Annotated in this window: 15 protein-coding genes; 8 read left to right on the forward strand and 7 right to left on the reverse strand. The window is 71.2% G+C overall.

Annotated features, from left to right (window positions below; genetic code table 11):
* Positions 1-35 precede the first annotated feature (35 nt).
* The 3 genes from ACTMTU_RS23655 to ACTMTU_RS23665 all read left to right on the forward strand — a co-directional run bounded on the left by ACTMTU_RS23655 (position 36) and on the right by ACTMTU_RS23665 (position 3,703).
* Positions 36-1,820: a DEAD/DEAH box helicase gene (locus ACTMTU_RS23655; protein ID WP_307706666.1), complete on the forward strand. Its 1,785-nt coding sequence runs from the start codon at positions 36-38 to the stop codon at positions 1,818-1,820.
* Positions 1,821-2,187: 367 nt separating this feature from the next.
* The gene (locus ACTMTU_RS23660) at positions 2,188-2,829 is read left to right on the forward strand and encodes an IclR family transcriptional regulator (RefSeq protein WP_441265488.1); all 642 of its coding nucleotides are present in this window, start codon (positions 2,188-2,190) and stop codon (positions 2,827-2,829) included.
* 85 nt (positions 2,830-2,914) lie between these two features.
* The gene (locus tag ACTMTU_RS23665; RefSeq protein ID WP_441265489.1) at positions 2,915-3,703 is read left to right on the forward strand and encodes a YlbL family protein; all 789 of its coding nucleotides are present in this window, start codon (positions 2,915-2,917) and stop codon (positions 3,701-3,703) included.
* Here ACTMTU_RS23665 and ACTMTU_RS23670 read toward each other — a convergent pair.
* From ACTMTU_RS23670 to ACTMTU_RS23685, 4 genes are all read right to left on the reverse strand, one after another.
* Positions 3,642-5,057, reverse strand: a complete 1,416-nt coding sequence (locus ACTMTU_RS23670) for an MFS transporter (protein WP_441265490.1) — start codon at positions 5,055-5,057, stop codon at positions 3,642-3,644. The two genes, ACTMTU_RS23665 and ACTMTU_RS23670, sit on opposite strands and share 62 nt — an antisense overlap.
* Entirely contained in the window at positions 5,054-5,236 is a 183-nt protein-coding gene (locus tag ACTMTU_RS23675; protein WP_441265491.1) for a hypothetical protein, read from the reverse strand. The genes ACTMTU_RS23670 and ACTMTU_RS23675 overlap by 4 nt, the downstream gene beginning before the upstream one ends.
* A gap of 14 nt (positions 5,237-5,250) precedes the next feature.
* Positions 5,251-5,865 carry an ArsR/SmtB family transcription factor gene (locus tag ACTMTU_RS23680; protein ID WP_441265492.1) on the reverse strand — a complete coding sequence of 205 codons (615 nt, stop codon included), beginning with the start codon at positions 5,863-5,865 and terminating at the stop codon, positions 5,251-5,253.
* Between the two features lie 70 nt (positions 5,866-5,935).
* Positions 5,936-6,415: an Lrp/AsnC family transcriptional regulator gene (locus ACTMTU_RS23685; protein WP_441265493.1), complete on the reverse strand. Its 480-nt coding sequence runs from the start codon at positions 6,413-6,415 to the stop codon at positions 5,936-5,938.
* A gap of 121 nt (positions 6,416-6,536) precedes the next feature.
* Here ACTMTU_RS23685 and hppD point away from each other — a divergent pair, with 121 nt between their 5' ends.
* The gene (gene hppD, locus ACTMTU_RS23690; RefSeq protein WP_307706659.1) at positions 6,537-7,682 is read left to right on the forward strand and encodes a 4-hydroxyphenylpyruvate dioxygenase; all 1,146 of its coding nucleotides are present in this window, start codon (positions 6,537-6,539) and stop codon (positions 7,680-7,682) included.
* Between the two features lie 101 nt (positions 7,683-7,783).
* On the opposite strand, the gene ACTMTU_RS23695 is transcribed toward hppD, so the two are convergent.
* The gene (locus tag ACTMTU_RS23695; protein WP_441265494.1) at positions 7,784-9,553 is read right to left on the reverse strand and encodes a tetratricopeptide repeat protein; all 1,770 of its coding nucleotides are present in this window, start codon (positions 9,551-9,553) and stop codon (positions 7,784-7,786) included.
* A 109-nt stretch (positions 9,554-9,662) separates the two neighbouring features.
* On the opposite strand from ACTMTU_RS23695, the gene ACTMTU_RS23700 reads away from it, so the two are divergent.
* Entirely contained in the window at positions 9,663-11,030 is a 1,368-nt protein-coding gene (locus tag ACTMTU_RS23700) for an FAD-binding oxidoreductase (RefSeq protein ID WP_441265495.1), read from the forward strand.
* Positions 11,031-11,040: 10 nt separating this feature from the next.
* Here ACTMTU_RS23700 and ACTMTU_RS23705 read toward each other — a convergent pair whose 3' ends face one another.
* Positions 11,041-11,511, reverse strand: coding sequence for an SsgA family sporulation/cell division regulator (locus ACTMTU_RS23705; protein ID WP_441265496.1), 471 nt, complete (start codon positions 11,509-11,511; stop codon positions 11,041-11,043).
* A 224-nt stretch (positions 11,512-11,735) separates the two neighbouring features.
* Here ACTMTU_RS23705 and ACTMTU_RS23710 point away from each other — a divergent pair, with 224 nt between their 5' ends.
* Positions 11,736-13,292: an RDD family protein gene (locus ACTMTU_RS23710; protein WP_441265497.1), complete on the forward strand. Its 1,557-nt coding sequence runs from the start codon at positions 11,736-11,738 to the stop codon at positions 13,290-13,292.
* A gap of 85 nt (positions 13,293-13,377) precedes the next feature.
* The gene (locus tag ACTMTU_RS23715; protein ID WP_441265498.1) at positions 13,378-14,103 is read left to right on the forward strand and encodes an RDD family protein; all 726 of its coding nucleotides are present in this window, start codon (positions 13,378-13,380) and stop codon (positions 14,101-14,103) included.
* On the opposite strand, the gene ACTMTU_RS23720 is transcribed toward ACTMTU_RS23715, so the two are convergent.
* Positions 14,089-14,394 carry a hypothetical protein gene (locus tag ACTMTU_RS23720; protein WP_441265499.1) on the reverse strand — a complete coding sequence of 102 codons (306 nt, stop codon included), beginning with the start codon at positions 14,392-14,394 and terminating at the stop codon, positions 14,089-14,091. The two genes, ACTMTU_RS23715 and ACTMTU_RS23720, sit on opposite strands and share 15 nt — an antisense overlap.
* 380 nt (positions 14,395-14,774) lie before the next feature.
* Here ACTMTU_RS23720 and ACTMTU_RS23725 point away from each other — a divergent pair, with 380 nt between their 5' ends.
* Positions 14,775-17,192, forward strand: coding sequence for an immune inhibitor A domain-containing protein (locus tag ACTMTU_RS23725; protein ID WP_441265500.1), 2,418 nt, complete (start codon positions 14,775-14,777; stop codon positions 17,190-17,192).
* Positions 17,193-17,212: the final 20 nt, after the last annotated feature.

A 17,212-nucleotide genomic window follows, 5' to 3' on the forward strand; every position in this document is an offset into this window, starting at 1 on the left:
CCCGCGCCCCGCACCGAGAGCCCGAACCGGAGACCGTGACTACTACCGCCTCCCACCACCTCTCACCCGCCTTCCCCGGCCGTGCCCCCTGGGGCACGGCGAACAAGCTGCGTGCCTGGCAGCAGGGCGCCATGGAGAAGTACCTCCAGGAGCAGCCGCGAGACTTCCTCGCCGTCGCCACGCCCGGCGCCGGCAAGACGACGTTCGCCCTCACCCTCGCGTCCTGGCTGCTGCACCACCATGTCGTGCAGCAGGTGACCGTCGTCGCGCCGACCGAGCACCTGAAGAAGCAGTGGGCGGCCGCGGCGGCGCGGATAGGGATCAAGCTGGACCCGGAGTACAGCGCGGGACCGCTGAGCAAGGAGTACCACGGGGTCGCCGTCACCTACGCCGGTGTCGGGGTGCGCCCCATGCTGCACCGCAACCGCTGCGAGCAGCGCAAGACGCTCGTCATCCTCGACGAGATCCACCACGCCGGTGACTCCAAGTCGTGGGGCGAGGCGTGTCTCGAGGCGTTCGAGCCGGCGACCCGCCGCCTCGCCCTCACCGGCACGCCCTTCCGCTCGGACACCAATCCGATCCCGTTCGTCACGTACGAGGAGGGGAACGACGGCATCCGCCGTTCCGCCGCCGACTACACCTACGGCTACGGCAACGCCCTCGGCGACGGCGTCGTCCGGCCCGTCATCTTCCTCTCCTACAGCGGCAACATGCGCTGGCGCACCAAGGCCGGTGACGAGGTCGCCGCGCGGCTCGGCGAACCGATGACGAAGGACGCCATCTCGCAGGCCTGGCGCACCGCGCTCGACCCGCGCGGCGACTGGATGCCGAACGTCCTGCGCGCCGCCGACCAGCGGCTGACCGAGGTCAGGAAGGGCATCCCCGACGCGGGCGGCCTCGTCATCGCCTCCGACCAGGACTCGGCCCGCTCGTACGCCAAACTGATCCGCGAGATCACGGGGACCAAGGCCACCGTCGTGCTCTCCGACGAGGCGGCGGCGTCCAAGCGGATCGAGGAGTTCAGTGAGGACGGGTCACGCTGGATGGTCGCCGTCCGCATGGTGTCGGAAGGCGTCGACGTACCGCGCCTCGCGGTCGGTGTGTACGCGACGACGATCTCGACGCCGCTGTTCTTCGCGCAGGCCGTGGGCCGTTTCGTACGGTCCCGCCGGCGCGGCGAGACGGCCTCCGTCTTCCTCCCCACCATCCCGAACCTGCTCGGCTTCGCCTCCGAGATGGAGGTCGAGCGCGACCACGCCCTCGACAAGCCGAAGAAGGACGGCGACGAGGACCCGTACGCCGAGTCCGAGAAGGAGATGGCGGAGGCCGAGAAGCAGCAGGACGAGGACACCGGCGAGCAGGACATGCTGCCCTTCGAGGCGCTGGAGTCCGACGCCGTCTTCGACCGTGTGCTGTACGACGGGGCCGAGTTCGGCATGCAGGCGCACCCGGGCAGCGAGGAGGAGCAGGACTACCTGGGCATCCCCGGGCTCCTCGAACCGGACCAGGTGCAGCTGCTGCTCCAGAAGCGGCAGGCACGGCAGATCGCGCACAGCCGCAAGAAGCCCGACGAGGAGGCCGACCTCCTCGAGCTGCCGGCCGAGCGCCGCCCGGTCGTCTCCCACAAGGAACTGCTGGAACTGCGCAAGCAGTTGAACACGATGGTCGGCGCGTACGTACACCAGAGCGGCAAGCCGCACGGGGTGATCCACACCGAGCTGCGCCGGGTGTGCGGCGGTCCGCCGAGCGCGGAGGCGACGGCCGGTCAGATCCGGGAGCGGATCAAGAAGGTCCAGGAGTGGGCCACGCGGATGCGCTGACCCGGCGCCCGTATGTCACCGGACGACCGTCGTCCGGTGGCACCGCCGCCCGCACCGCGGCGGACGACGGCCGGGCCGCACCGAACCGCGGCCGTCGACGGTCGTGCCGGCGCCCGCCCACATGGCCCGTACGGGGATCAATAACCCGTCGTCGAAGGAAGATCGCCCGGATTCTGGACGAGGGCTTCCGCTGAGCGGTGCCGGTCGCTACTGTCCCCGCAATGCAAACGCCCCGTGGCAGCGCCGCCGCGGAGCGCAGTCGGTGTGCCATGGCCTGCCGGCGGCCTCTGGGTGCGTCGCCGATGGGACCGGTGCCGCGACATCCCTTGTGAGGATCGCCGTCACTCACTCCGAAGGAGAGGGCGTCGTGACCGCGGAGACCTCCCAGACGCTCGACAGGGGACTACGTGTCCTCAAGCTGCTCGCCGATACCGACCACGGGCTGACCGTCACCGAGTTGTCCACCAAACTCGGCGTCAACCGCACCGTCGTCTACCGGCTGCTCGCCACCCTCGAGCAGCACGCCCTCGTCCGACGCGACCTCGGCGGCCGCGCCAGGGTCGGCCTGGGCGTGCTGCGCCTCGGCCGCCAGGTCCATCCGCTGGTGCGGGAGGCCGCGATGCCGGCCCTGCGCTCGCTCGCGGAGGACATAGGGGCGACGGCCCACCTGACCCTCGTCGACGGGGCGGAGGCCCTCGCGGTCGCCGTCGTCGAACCGACGTGGACGGATTACCACGTGGCCTACCGGGCCGGCTTCCGCCACCCGTTGGACCGGGGCGCGGCCGGCAAGGCGATCCTCGCCGCCCGCCAGACCAAGAGCACCGAGCCCGGATACACGCTCACCCACGGGGAACTGGAGGCGGGCGCGAGCGGCGCCGCCGCGGCCCTGGTGGGTGTGACGGGCATAGAGGGCAGCGTCGGTGTGGTGATGCTGGCCGACGCCGTACCGGAGAGGGTGGGGCCGCGCGTCGTGGACGCGGCGCGCGAGGTCGCGGACGCGCTCCGGTAGCGATCGCGGCCCGCGGACGGCGGGCCGTGGCACCGGACCCGCCGCCCGCCGACCGCGACGGGTCCGCGCCGGATAGATTGACGCCGTGCTCTCCAGTCTCACGCGCCCCCGCGCCCTCGCTCTCTGTGCCCTGCCCGTCGTGGCGCTGTTCGCCGTCGCCGGACTGGCGCCCCTGCCGTTCGTCGTCGCCCAGCCGGGCATGACCGCGGATGTGCTCGGCGAGGACCAGGGGACGCCGGTGATCACGATCTCCGGTGCGCCGACCCGCAAGACGGAGGGGGCGCTGCGGATGACGACGATCGTCGCGACGGGACCGGCCACCGACGTCGACCTCGGGGACGTGGCCGACGGCTGGTTCCGCGCCGACCGTGCCGTGCTGCCGCGCGACGCCGTCTACCCGGCGGGCAAGTCGGACAAGGAGATCGAGCGGCGCAACGTCGCGGACATGGAGAAGTCGCAGGACGTCGCCGCCCGTGCGGCCCTCTCCTACCTCGGTGAGGACCCCGCCGAGGTCAAGGTGTCGTTGCACCTCGCCGACGTGGGCGGGCCCAGCGCCGGGCTGCTGTTCTCCCTCGGCATCATCGACAAGCTCGCGGGCGACGGCGCGGGCGGCGACCTCACCGGCGGCCGCAACATCGCGGGTACGGGGACGATCAGCGCCGACGGCGAGGTCGGCGCGGTCGGCGGGGTGTCGCTGAAGACCCAGGCGGCGCGGCGTGACGGGGCGACCGTCTTCCTGGTGCCCAAGGACGAGTGCTCCGACGCGCAGGCCGAACTGCCCGAGGGAATGCGCCTGATCCCCGTCACGACGCTCAAGGGCGCGGTGGAGTCGCTGCGTTCGCTGGAGAAGGGCGGGAAGGTCCCGAGCTGCTGAGGCCCGGACCGTCGGTCTTGGCCCCCGGGCTCCCGTCGGCGACGCCGTCGGCCTTCGGACCGGGACTCCCGTCGACGACGCCGCCGTCCGCGGGCGCCGCGTCCATCTCGCGCCAGCGCGGGAACACCGCCGGGGCAAGGGTCGTCAGGAAGTACAGCCCGCCCAAGGTCAGCAGCGCCGTCGCCAGGCCCGCCTGTTCGATGAGGTAGCCGGCCGCCAGGCCGCCGAGCGGCGTGGTCATCAGCACCCCGGCGGTGGTGGCGCTCGCGACCCGGCTGCGCAGCCGCTCGGGCACGCGCTCGTACATGACCGTGGTCAGGATCGGGTTCAGCATCCCGGCGGCCAGCCCGCCCGCCGCCATGGTCACGGCGAGCGGCACCGTGCCGTCCACCAGCGCCGCCACGACGAACCGCGGCAGCCCGCAGATCAGGAACGCACAGGTGAAGAGCGTCCACCGGCGGAAGCGGTGCCCGACAGCCGCGTAGAGCAGGGCTCCGAGCAGTGCGCAGCCGCCGAAGGCGGCGACCAGCAGACCGAGGTCACGGGCGCCGTCCAGGTTCTCCTTGGCGTGCACGGGCAGCAGCACCGAACTCCAGCCCTGGTCCAGGCCGTTGGTGACCATCACCATCAGTACGACGCCGAGCAGCAGCCGGGCGCGCAGCAGGAAGGCGTAGCCCTCGCGCAGTTCGGCCCGGTACGCCGTGAAGGACACCCGGGGCGCGTCCCGCCGTGGTTCGGCGGCGGCGACCCGCCGCAGCCCCAGGCGGATCAGCAGCGCGGAGCCGCAGAAGGTGGCCGCGTCGACCAGCAGGACGGCCTCGGCGCCGATCAGGGCGATGAGTACGCCGGCGAGCGCCGCGCCGGACATCCGCGCGCCGCGCGAGACGGCGTCGAAGAGGCTGGCGGCCCGCGACAGGCTGGTTCCCGCGACCCGGGCCAGGTCGGGCACGAGCACGTAGCGGGCGGTCTCGCCGGGGGCGTGGAACAGGCCCGTGACGGCCATCAGCGCGCACAGCATCCAGAACCGGAGCGCTCCCGCGTAGTGCAGCAGGGGGATCGCGGCGAGGGTGAGGGCGCAGACGAGGTCGGTGACGATGCTGACGCGGCGCCGGCCGACGCGGTCGATGACCGGGCCGCCGGCGATCGCGGAGATGACGACCGGCAGGGTCGCGCAGAAGGCGACCAGGCCGGCCTTGGCGGGGCTGCCCGTGGTCTGGAGGGCGAACCACGGTACGCCGATGAGTGTGAGCGAATTGCCGGTGATGGAGACGGCGTTGGCGGCCAGCACGGCGGCCAGCGGTCCGCGCCGCCCCCGCGCGGCCACGGCCGCGGCGGTTCCCCCCTGCCCGCTCATGCGAGACGGGTCGTGCACCGGGCCTGCGCGGGCGGCTGCCGCAGCAGCCGCATCCCCCACTCGACGAGGGCGAGGCCCAGTCGGGTGCGCAGCCGTTCGCGTGGCACGTGGCCGGCGGCCGCCGCGCGCAGTTCCCCGGCGCGCAGCTCGTGCAGTGTCAGATGTATGTCGGTGTGCATGACCCTGTGTCCCCTCAGCCGGTGGAGCGTGGGAATGCGTGCGTGTGCAGGCGGACCTGTGCGGAGCCTTCGGTGCCGGGCGCGGGCTCGAGGTCGCGGTAGCTCTCGATGAGCTCGTGGATCTTCTGGTTGAGTTCGTACATCTGCCCCGCGGTCAGGCGCAGTGTGAAGTCACTGAGGTCGGAGCTGCGCCGCCACTCCTCGGGCCAGTCCCGCTGGTTGCCGAGCCAGGTGGCGACCTCCTGGGTGTGCATGGTCGCGTGCTCGTGGAGGTACAGGTCTGCCGCTCCGCGCACCGCCGGGTCGGGGTCGCTGTACAGCGACTCGTCGAAGAGCATGCCGTCCATGGACGCCTTCCACCACCGCTCCCGGCCCTTGCCGCGCTCCGGATCGTCCTCGACGAAGCCGTGCGCCGCGAGCTGGCGCAGGTGGTAGCTGGTGGCGCCGCTGGATTCGCCGAGCTTCTCCGCGAGCCGGGAGGCGGTCGCCGGGCCGTCCTGCCGCAGCACCGTCAGCAGGCGCATCCGCAGCGGGTGGGCGATGCCGCGCAGGGAGCGTGGGTCAAGTCTGTGGAGCTTGCGTGCGCCGGGTCCCGCCTCGGCCGCGCGTTCTTCCTCGTGCTCGCTCATGCATTCAAAGGTAGCGTTGCAAAGAAATCCTTGCAACGCTTTTTATGCAACCAGTTCTTTGTAAGTGCCCTCAGGATGCCTGGGAGTCCTCCGCCGCCTGCTCCACGAGCGGGATGATCCGCAGCGGCACCGGGTTTTCCATCACGATCGCCGTCGACGCGCGCACGATCCCCTCGAAGCCGACGACCCGGTCGATCACCCGCTGAAGATCCGCGTTGGAGCGGGCGACCAGCCGGCAGAGCATGTCCCCGTGACCGGTGGTGGTGTGCAGCTCGAGCACCTCCGGGACGGTCGTGAGGTGCGCCCGCACGTCCGCGCCCTGGCCCTGCTTGATCTCCAGCGTCGCGAACGCCGTCACCGGATAGCCGAGCGCCGCCGGATCGACGTCCGGCCCGAATCCGCGGACCACTCCCTGCGACTGGAGCCGGTCCATCCGCGCCTGTACCGTCCCGCGCGCCACCCCCAGCCGCCGCGACGCCTCCAGCACGCCGATCCTCGGTTCCCGCGCCAGCAGCACGATGAGCCGCCCGTCCAGATGATCGATCGCCATGGCGCCCTCCCGATGGTCATCCTGTACACAACGTCCGCCGATTCCGGATCTCGGCTGGGCAGATTGCCCAGCCGACACACAAACTATTGCGCACCTTGTGGATCGGCGGGAGCCTTCTTCCATGACTGAGACCATCGATCACACCCCCGACACCGCGCGGCAGGCCGACCCCTTCCCGGTGAAGGGAATGGACGCGGTCGTCTTCGCCGTCGGCAACGCCAAGCAGGCCGCGCACTACTACTCCACGGCCTTCGGCATGAAGCTCGTCGCCTACTCCGGACCGGAGAACGGCAGCCGCGAGACCGCGAGTTACGTCCTCACCAACGGCGCCGCCCGCTTCGTCTTCACCTCCGTGATCAAGGCGTCCACCGACTGGGGCCGCTTCCTCGCCGAGCACGTCGCCGCCCACGGCGACGGCGTCGTCGACCTGGCCATCGAGGTGCCGGACGCCCGCAAGGCGTACGCGTACGCCGTCGAGCACGGCGCCACCGGTATCACCGAGCCGTACGAGGTCAAGGACGAGCACGGCACCGTGGTGATGGCCGCCATCGCCACCTACGGCAAGACCCGCCACACCCTCGTCGAGCGCGGCGGCTACGACGGCCCGTACCTGCCCGGCTTCGTCGCCGCCGACCCGATCGTCGAGCCGCCGGCCAAGCGCACCTTCCAGGCCATCGACCACTGCGTGGGCAACGTCGAGCTCGGCCGGATGAACGAGTGGGTCGGCTTCTACAACAAGGTCATGGGCTTCACCAACATGAAGGAGTTCGTGGGCGACGACATCGCCACCGAGTACTCCGCGCTCATGTCGAAGGTCGTCGCGGACGGCACCCTCAAGGTGAAGTTCCCGATCAACGAGCCGGCGATCGCGAAGAAGAAGTCGCAGATCGACGAGTACCTCGAGTTCTACGGCGGCGCCGGCGTCCAGCACATCGCGCTCGCCACGAACGACATCGTCGCCACCGTCCGCTCGATGCGCGCCGCGGGCGTCCAGTTCCTCGACACCCCCGACTCGTACTACGACACCCTCGGCGAGTGGGCCGGCGAGACCCGGGTGCCCGTGGAGACGCTGCGCGAGCTGAAGATCCTCGTCGACCGCGACGAGGACGGCTACCTGCTGCAGATCTTCACCAAGCCGGTCCAGGACCGCCCCACCGTCTTCTTCGAGATGATCGAGCGGCACGGTTCGATGGGCTTCGGCAAGGGCAACTTCAAGGCGCTCTTCGAGGCGATCGAGCGCGAGCAGGAGAAGCGCGGCAACCTGTAAGGGCTGCCCCTGCCCACGACTGCGGCCCCACGGTCCTGACCCGTGGGGCCGCATCGTCGTTCTGCTTCCGGCCGTTCAGGCCGTTCCGGCGGACAGGCCGGTCAGCCGTTCCCGGGCGCCACCGTCGCCGGTGCCGGGCTCGTGGAGCGCTGCACTGGCCGCAGCTGGGGAGCGGGCCGGGCGGCGGGCGGCGCCGGCGCCGGTGAGACGACCGTACGCCCGGAAGCCTCCGGAGCCGAAGCGCCCGAAGCATCCGAAGCATCCGAAGCGTCCGAGGGGGACGAGGGGTCCGGGGACGAGGGGGAGGGGGACGAGGGGGACGAGGGGGAGGGGGACGAGGGGGACGAGGGGGACACGGGGAGCGGAGCGGCCGCAGAGGCCGCCGGTGCGGGAGAGGCCACGGCGGACGACGAGGGCGACGACGCCGACGGTGAAGGCGAGGCCGCACCGGACGGCGCGTCGGCGGGCGGATCCAGCGGCCAGTACCCGTCACCCTCCACGTCCGCGGGCCCGCCCGGCTCGGGCTCGCCGAGCGCGTCCTGCGCCTCACGCGCCTTCTGCGCGAGGAGCGGCGAGAAGTGAGGGTTCGTCTGCAGCGCCTCGTCGATGTGACGCCGTGCGGGGCCGAAGTCGCCGAGAGCGCGCTCGATCTCGCCGAGGTGATAGGAGAACAGCGCACTGCGCAGCCCCTGGCCGGTGGCCAGCTTCGCGAACGGGAGCGCGTCCTTCGGCCGGCCCGCCCGGTACAGCGCCCACCCCATCGTGTCGGCCACGTGCACATTGCGGTGGCCGCGCCGCCATTCACCCCGGAGCCTGCGCACCGCGTCGGCCGGGTCCCCGTGGTCGGCCTCGTAACGCGCCAGCACCAGGTCCCCGTCGACGCCGTGCTCGCCGGCACGGGTGACCTGCTCGCGCAAGAGCTCGTAGAGGGTCGTGGCGTCCCCGTTCAGCCCCAGCGACTCGTACAACTCACCGGCCTCCAGGGCGTACTCGGGCAGCGGCAGCTTCTCCAGCGCCGACCGGTAGTCGTCCAGCGCCTCGTCCGTACGGCCCAGCGCCGCCAGGGCGCGCGCACGGCCCGCCAGCGACCGGTGGCTCTCGGGAACGGTCCTCAGCGCGGCGGTGTAGTGCTCCACGGCCTCCTCGGCCTCACCCCGCTCCCAGGCCAGCTCCCCTTCGCGGTGCAGGGCGACGGCCTTCTCCGCGGGGGTCCGGGAGTTCGCGGTCGCGCCGTACGCCAGGGCCGCGGCGTCCTCGCGCCAGCCCTTGTTCCAGTAGACCCGCGCCTCCCGCCCCAGCACCTGTGGGCCGGTCTGCAGCTCCAGCAGCTTGTCCATGGCCTTACCGGCGGCCGCGTACTTGCCGAGCCCGTTGTACGCGTCGATGAGCGCCGGATACACCGCCCAGCGCTCCGGCTTCTGCTTCCTGGCGCTCTCCGCGTAACCGCGCGCACGGGCGAAGTCGTGCCGGGCGTTCGCCAGCTCGGCCATCCCCACCAGCGCGTCGACGTTGCCCTCGGCGGCCGGTACCGCCTTCAGTGACCGCTTGAGCGCCTCCTCGGCCTTCGGGTAGTACGCCGTGTCCCCGAGCCGCGTGCCCCGCTCCACGTACGCGGAGCCCAGCACCGCCCAGGACTCCTCGTCACCCGGATGGTCGCGGACGAAACGCTCGCGGTCGCGGATCAGCGCGTCCAGGTCGGAGAGCGAGGCCGGCGCGCCCGAACCTGCCGCGGTCATCGCCCTGGCCGCCGGCCCGGACGCGGGCGGCGATGTGTCCTTCCCCCAACCGGGCGCGAGCACGATCACCCCGGTGACCAGTGTCGCGCCGACCAGCGTGCTGACAGCGGCGTTCTTCAGGGTTTCGCTCTTCATGGCGCTCACTGTGCGGCAGCAGACAGCCAATACGAAGAACACACTCTGACCCGCGGAGCGGAACGCAGACGGGTTCACACCGATGGCCCCCGGTGCGAGGCTTGGGATCATGGACGATCTCCTCGAGCGGCTGCGCGCCGGTCTTCCCGCGGAAGCCCTCATCACCGATCCGGACGTCACCGCGTCGTACGGCAACGACATGGCGAGCTTCTGCGCGGCGGGCACCCCCGCCGTCGTGGTCCTGCCGCGCTCCGTGGAACAGGTCCAGCACGTCATGCGCACCGCCACGGAACTGCGGGTGCCGGTCGTGCCGCAGGGCGCCCGCACGGGCCTGTCGGGCGCGGCCAACGCCTCCGACGGCTGCATCGTGCTGTCGCTGACGAAGATGGACAAGATCCTCGAGATCAGCCCGGTCGACCGGATCGCCGTCGTCGAACCGGGCGTCGTCAACGCCGTACTGTCGCGCGCCGTGGGCGAGCACGGCCTGTACTACCCGCCGGACCCCTCCAGCTGGGAGATGTGCACCATCGGCGGCAACATCGGCACCGCGTCCGGCGGCCTGTGCTGCGTCAAGTACGGGGTGACGGCCGAGTACGTCCTCGGCCTGACGGTGGTCCTCGCCGACGGGCGGCTGCTGAAGACCGGCCGGCGCACCGCCAAGGGCGTCGCCGGATACGACCTCACCCGGCTGTTCGTCGGCTCCGAGGGCAGCCTAGGCATCGTCGTCGAAGCGGTCCTGGCGCTACGGCCCCAGCCGCCCGCGCAGCTCGTACTGGCCGCCGAGTTCCCCTCCGCGGCCACCGCCTGCGACGCCGTCTGCGCGATCATGGAGCGCGGCCACACCCCCTCGCTCCTCGAGATCATGGACCGCACCACCGTCCGGGCGGTCAACAAACTGGCCAACATGGGCCTCCCGGAGACGACGGAGGCCCTGCTCCTCGCCGCCTTCGACACCCCGGACCCCGCGGCCGACCTGGCCGCCGTCGGGGCCCTGTGCGAGGCCGCGGGCGCGACCGAGGTGGTGCCCGCGGACACCGTCGCCGAGTCCGAACTGCTGCTCCAGGCCCGCCGGATGTCGCTGACCGCGCTGGAGACGGTGAAGTCGGCCACCATGATCGACGACGTTTGCGTACCGCGCTCCAAGCTCGGGGCGATGATCGAGGGCACGGCCGCCGTCGCGGAGAAGTACGACCTCACCATCGGCGTCTGCGCCCACGCCGGCGACGGCAACACCCACCCGGTCGTCTGCTTCGACCACCTCGACCCCGACGAGTCGAGGCGGGCCCGGGAGTCCTTCGACGAGATCATGGCGCTCGGTCTGGAACTGGGCGGCACCATCACCGGCGAACACGGCGTGGGCGTGCTCAAGAAGGAATGGCTGGCGCGGGAACTCGGCCCTGTCAGCCTCGAGTTGCAGCGCGGCATCAAGCAGACCTTCGACCCGCTCGGCATCCTCAACCCGGGCAAGCTCTTCTGAACCGCGCCGCTCAGGCATCGCCGTCCTGCGGGTCGCCGGAGGAGCCGTGCGCCCGCAGTTCGTCGGTCCTGGTCGGCGCGAGGAGCGCGGCCAGGGCCTCGTCGATGCCGAGCGCCGCCGTCTCCGTCCCGGGCGGCACGATCCGCAGCGTCCGCTCCAGCCATGCCGACACCGCCGGGGACGACGCCTCCAGCAGCGCGTCACCGTCGGGTGAACTCAACGCCATGAGGATGACGCTGCGGCCGTCGGTCTTCGACGGCCAGACCCGCACGTCGCCGGTGCCGCACGGCCGGAACACCCCTTCCACGAGCAGCTCCCGGGCGAACGTCCAGCTGACGGGGTGGCTCGAGCCGACGTGGAAGACGATGTGCACGGCATAGGGGTCGTCCGCGCGGTAGGACAGCCGGGCGGGGACGGGGATGCTGCGATCGGGCGACAGCACCAGGTTCAACTCGAGTTCGCGTTCCACCACCGTGTGCATGATCTCTTCCTTCCTGTACGCCTTCTGGGGCGGCCCGGTGAGCGGGCCTCACGGGAAGAGAGCGGCTACCCCCGGCGGCATTACGCGACTTCCGCACATAACTTTCCGTGACATACCCGTGACCTGAAAGTGGTCGTTACGGCAGGACCGCCCCAGGGGTGCGCGAGGGTCTGATAGATGTGGTCCCTCGAATTGAGGCATCGAAGAGATACGGGACCACGGTGATGAGCGCCCCAACCCCGGCAACCGGCGACGGCAGCCCCACACCCGGCTACTACCCGGACCCGTCCATTCCCGGATATGTCCGGTACTGGAACGGGGCGGCATGGGTGCCCGGCACGAGCAGGCCCGCCCCGAAGTCGGGGGAGGCGATGCCCGGCCCGCCCGCGTCGGCCGCCGCTTCCGGACCCGCGGTCCCCGCCGCGCCCGCACCCTCCGTGGAAGAGACCGGCCCGGTCTTCCTCGACGAGGAGCCGTCGGACGAGCCGGCCCGTCCCGAGCCCGCCACCGCCTGGCAGGCCGACACCTCACGCCAGGCCGGCTTCGGCGGCGACCTCGACAACCGCGTCTCATGGGGCGGCGACCCCCGCACGTCCGACCGGCCCGCCGCCGGTGACGCGCCGTCCGATCCGCGTCGTCCCGCCGCCGCCCGGACGTCGGAACCGCCCGCCGACCCGACCGGCGGCAAGCTGCCCGGCATGCGCTCCGCGGCTCCCCAGGCGGGTCCGGCGGCCGAGATCCCCGGCGGCGTCCGCCCTCTCGGCCCGTCCGCCCCGGGCGAGCCGCCGGTCGACGGTACGGTCGCGATCCGCGCGCTGCGCCCCGGCGGCGCGGCGGGCTCCGCCGACCCCGCCCGGCCGGCGGCGGAGGAGACACCGGTCCGCCGCACGCCGGGTCCCCAGCAGCCCGCGGAGAACACCGTCACCATCCGGGCCCAGCGGCCGGGGCAGGCCGACGGCACGATGACGATGCGTGCGGTCGGCAGGCCCGCGGAGGCGGACCCGACCCGGCAGGACCCGTCCCGCCCGGCCCCGCAGTCCGCCGCCACCGCCCCGCCGACGCCCGCACAGGCCCGGCCCCAGGCACCGGCGCAGCCCCAGGCACCGGCGCAGCCTCAGCCGCAGATGCCCGCGCAGTCCCAGCCGCCGGTCACCAGCAGCGCCGGCGGCGGCGCGGCCTCCTGGCCGCAGCAGGTGCACCAGTTGGCGCAGACGTCGGCCTCCGCGGAGGGCGAGCCGGTCCTTCCGTGGAAGCCGCCCGTCAACGATCCGTTCCTCGCCGCCGCACAGGCCCAGGCCGCCGCCCGGCCCGCCGGTCTCGGCAAGCGCCTGGCCGCCCGCCTGATCGACACGGTGGTGCTCGGCGCGCTCGTCGGCGCCGTGGCCGTCCCCGTCGCCGCGCAGGCACGCGCCCACATCGACGAGAAGATCGAGGCGGCGAAGCTGTCCGGGAGGACGGTGACCGTCTGGCTCCTCGACGGCACCACGGCGGGCCACCTCGGCATCGTCCTCGGCGCCCTGCTCGTCCTCGGCGTGCTCTACGAGTCGCTGCCGACCGCCAAGTGGGGCCGGACGCTGGGCAAGAAGCTCTGCGGCCTCCAGGTCCTGGACATCGAGACCCATGAGCCGCCGACATTCGGCGCCGCGCTGCGCCGCTGGCTCCTCTACAGCGTGCTCGGCGTCCTCGTCGTCGGCGTTCTCAATGTGCTGTGGTGCCTCTTCGACCGCCCGTGGCGGCAGTGCTGGCACGACAAGACGGCGCACACGTTCGTGACCGGCTGACCCGTCCGGCCGTACGGCTCCCAGGAGGTCCCCCGAACGCCTGTGAGCCGTTGCGGGCCCCGGGGGCCCGGGGTGCACTGCCCCCATGAGCAACGACCAGCCGCCGCCCGACGACGATCCGTTCCGCAAGAAGCCGCAGGAGCCGCAGGGGCCCCAGGAACCGGGCGGACCGACCCCGCCGCCCGGGGGCGCTCCCGGCTCCGGCGGCGGTTCTCCCTATGACTCTCCCCTCGGCGGGGCAGGCGGGACGGGCGGTCCGTACGGCGGTGAGCGGCCGCCTCCGTACGACGCGGGAGCCTACGGCGGCCCGTACGGAGGCGCGGACCCCCTTGCGGGCATGCCGCCGCTGGCGAGTTTCGGCAAACGGGTGCTGGCCCGGCTCATCGACATGATCATTGTTTTCGTGCCGCTGTTCCTCATCTCGCTGGCCTTCGGCGGCATCGAGGTGGCCGCGGGCGGCGAGGACTGGGAGGAGGTCACCGACCGGGTGAATTCGGGGGAGCAGTGGCTGTGGTCGCTGATCTCCCTTGTGGCGTACGTCGGTTACGACACGCTCATGACGGCGAAGTACAACGGGCAGACCGTCGGCAAGAAGATCATGAAGCTGCGGGTCGCGATGCTCAACGACGGCCGTGTGCCGGACGTCGGCTCCTCGCTTCTGCGCGCCCTCGTGCTGTGGGTCCCCGCGCTGGTGTGCTGCTACTGCATCTGGTGGCTCGTCATCATCATCACGGTGCTCGCCGACAGGCCCTACCGGCAGGGTCTGCACGACAAGGCGGGCAAGACGGTTGTGGTGTCAGCGGCGCAGTGAGTGCTGGCCGACCCTGGTCTCCGCCCCGGCGTGCGCGCGGGCCGCGGACGGGCGGGCGGTGAGTGCGTCGGAGGCGGTGGCGGTGGGCGGCGCGGTGGCCGCCCGCGGCCGGGCTGCCCGGTGGACCAGAGGCGGCGTGAGCGCGACCAGAAGTCCCAGTGCCAGCGAGGCGATACCGATCGCGGCGACCGCGACGCCGTCGGTGGCGCGGGTCAGCAGCAGGAGGGCGACGGTCGAGAAGACGACGGTGGCCGAACCGTAGGCGAGCTGTGCGGCAGTCGGACGCGGCATGACGGTATCCGTCCTGTGGACAGGGGCAGGGCCGGAGCCTTGGGGACAGTTCGCACTGACAGCAGACTCTACGACGGTGGATGCCCCTGTGGAACCGGCAGTAAGCGTGACCTAACCCACGGTGCCGGTGCATGGGGGGCGCACAGGGTCATTCGACCCGCCAAGTGGCGGAAAATGTGCGCCTCTTGTCCTGATTTCCCCTCGTCCGGATACCGGGGCTCCGCACCCGCATAGTGTAGTTGGCCTGTCCAAGTCAAGGACTGTCTTTTCTTCCTCAACTCCGGTCGAATGTCGTCACTTGAGACGCGTACACCGCGCACGCGGACGACCCCACAACCCTGTCCGCAGCAGCGACGGAACGCGGGGGAGGACACCATCAAGTGACCAGCAAGCGACGGACGTTCAGAGCGTCCGCGGTGCTCGTGGCCCTTGCCGCGACGACCGCGACCGCATCGGCGTTCACCAGTGCCCAGGCCGACGGCCAGAAGCCGGCGGATCCTGCGGGCATCGAGCGGCACGACCCGGCACCGCACAAGGGCCATGTCGAGCACGACCTCGAGGGTCCCTTCAGCAAGCAGCAGGAGGAGCAGCGACAGGCCGCTCTCGAGCAGGTCATATCCGGCGACGCCACCGTGCAGCAGCGCGGCGGCTCCAAGGTCGTCAAGCTTGACGACAAGAAGTACGTCGAGCTCGCCCGGGAGAAGACCGAGAAGATCTTCACCATCCTCGTCGAGTTCGGCGACAAGGTCGACGACACGACGATGTACGACCCGGACGGCGCCGACGGCCCCAAGCCGCCGGTCAAGAAGTACGGCGGCACGCCCGGCCCGCTGCACAACCAGATCGCGGAGCCGGACCGGTCGAAGGACAACTCGACCGCCTGGCAGGCCGATTACAACCAGGAGCACTTCCAGGACCTGTACTTCGGCACCGGCAAGGACGAGAACGGGCAGCCGAAGCAGTCGCTGAAGACCTACTACGAGAAGACCTCGTCCGGCCGCTACTCGGTCGACGGCGCCGTCTCCGACTGGGTCAAGGTCGACTACAACGAGGCCCGCTACGGCTCCAACTACTGCGGCCAGAGCAACTGCGCCAACGTCTGGGACACGGTCAAGGACGGCGTGACCGCCTGGGCCGCCGACCAGAAGGCCAAGGGCAAGACCGACGCGGAGATCAAGGCGCAGCTGGCCGAGTACGACCAGTGGGACCGCTACGACTTCGACGCCGACGGCAACTTCAACGAGGCCGACGGCTACATCGACCACTTCCAGATCGTCCACGCGGGCGAGGACGAGTCGGCCGGCGGCGGCGCCGAGGGCACCAATGCCCTGTGGGCGCACCGCTGGTACGCCTACGGCACCGACGCCGGCAAGACCGGCCCGGAGAACAACAAGTCCGGCGGCACCCAGATCGGCAACACCGGCATCTGGGTCGGCGACTACACCATGCAGCCCGAGAACGGCGGCCTCGGTGTCTTCGCCCACGAGTACGGTCACGACCTCGGTCTGCCGGACCACTACGACACCTCCGGCGGCGGCGAGAACTCGACCGGCTACTGGACCCTGATGTCGGCCGGCTCCTGGCTCGGCACCGGCAAGGACTCCATCGGCGACCTCCCCGGCGACATGACCGCCTGGGACAAGCTCCAGCTGGGCTGGCTCAACTACGAGACGGCCAAGGCCGCCACGAAGTCGACCCACACCCTCGGCGTGTCGGCGTACAACACCGACAAGCCGCAGGCGCTCGTCGTCGAGCTGCCGAAGAAGCCCGTCACCACGACTGTCGTGAAGCCCTCCGAGGGCTCCAAGCAGTGGTGGAGCGACATGGGTGACGACCTCAAGAACACCCTGTCCCGCTCGGTGGACCTCACCGGCAAGTCGTCCGCCTCCCTGGAGCTCGACGGCTGGTGGGACATCGAGGCCGACTACGACTACCTCTACGCGGAGGTCTCGACGGACGGCGGCGCCAACTGGACGCCGGTGGACGGCACGGCCGACGGCAAGGCGATCACCCGTGACGCGGGCGACAAGCCGGCACTGACCGGCCCGTCCGAGGGCCACAAGAAGCTCGTCTACTCGCTGGACGCCTACGCGGGCCAGAAGGTCGACGTCCGCTTCCGCTACCAGACGGACGGCGGCGTGGCGGGCAAGGGCTTCACGGCCGACGCCATCACGATCAAGGCCGACGGCGCGCCCGTCTTCTCGGACAACGCCGAGGGCGAGGTCGCCGGCTGGACCGCGAAGGGCTTCAACCGCATCGGTGAGTCCTTCACGCTCGAGTACGAGCAGTACTACATCGCCGAGAACCGCCAGTACGTGTCGTACGACAAGACCCTCGAGGTCGGCCCGTACAACTTCGGCTTCAAGGCGCCGCGCGACAACTGGGTCGAGCACTACCCCTACCAGAACGGTCTGATGATCTGGCAGTGGGACACCTCCCAGAAGGACAACAACACCAGCGCCCACCACGGCCAGGGTCTGATCCTTCCGGTGGACGCGCACGCCAAGCCGCTGAAGTGGTCCGACGGCACGGTGCTGCGCAACAAGATCCAGACGTTCGACTCGACGTTCAGCCGGTACCGCACGGACAGCTTCTGGCTGCACAACGCGGACAAGCCGCACTGGATCGCGTCCCAGCGGGGCAACCCGGTCTTCGACGACCGCAAGGGCGTCTACTGGTACCCGGAGAACCCGACGGGCAGCGTCAAGGTAACTGACACCAACACCAAGATCTCGATCGTCAAGGAGCCGCTGAGCGGCCGGACGATCACCATCAATGTTGGTCCGTCGACCAAGTAATCCGTAACACCCCAGGTCAA

The sequence above is a fragment of the Streptomyces sp. OZ13 genome, from assembly GCF_052068155.1.
Classification (GTDB): Bacteria; Actinomycetota; Actinomycetes; order Streptomycetales; family Streptomycetaceae; genus Streptomyces.

Coding starts and splice junctions, on each gene's coding strand:
- ACTMTU_RS23670 (WP_441265490.1), bottom strand. CDS start 5,057: ATGAGCGGGCAGGGGGGAACCGCCGCGGCCGTGGCCGCGCGGGGGCGG.
- ACTMTU_RS23675 (WP_441265491.1), bottom strand. CDS start 5,236: ATGCACACCGACATACATCTGACACTGCACGAGCTGCGCGCCGGGGAA.
- ACTMTU_RS23680 (WP_441265492.1), bottom strand. CDS start 5,865: ATGAGCGAGCACGAGGAAGAACGCGCGGCCGAGGCGGGACCCGGCGCA.
- ACTMTU_RS23685 (WP_441265493.1), bottom strand. CDS start 6,415: ATGGCGATCGATCATCTGGACGGGCGGCTCATCGTGCTGCTGGCGCGG.
- hppD (WP_307706659.1), top strand. CDS start 6,537: ATGACTGAGACCATCGATCACACCCCCGACACCGCGCGGCAGGCCGAC.
- ACTMTU_RS23695 (WP_441265494.1), bottom strand. CDS start 9,553: ATGAAGAGCGAAACCCTGAAGAACGCCGCTGTCAGCACGCTGGTCGGC.
- ACTMTU_RS23700 (WP_441265495.1), top strand. CDS start 9,663: ATGGACGATCTCCTCGAGCGGCTGCGCGCCGGTCTTCCCGCGGAAGCC.
- ACTMTU_RS23705 (WP_441265496.1), bottom strand. CDS start 11,511: ATGCACACGGTGGTGGAACGCGAACTCGAGTTGAACCTGGTGCTGTCG.
- ACTMTU_RS23710 (WP_441265497.1), top strand. CDS start 11,736: ATGAGCGCCCCAACCCCGGCAACCGGCGACGGCAGCCCCACACCCGGC.
- ACTMTU_RS23715 (WP_441265498.1), top strand. CDS start 13,378: ATGAGCAACGACCAGCCGCCGCCCGACGACGATCCGTTCCGCAAGAAG.
- ACTMTU_RS23720 (WP_441265499.1), bottom strand. CDS start 14,394: ATGCCGCGTCCGACTGCCGCACAGCTCGCCTACGGTTCGGCCACCGTC.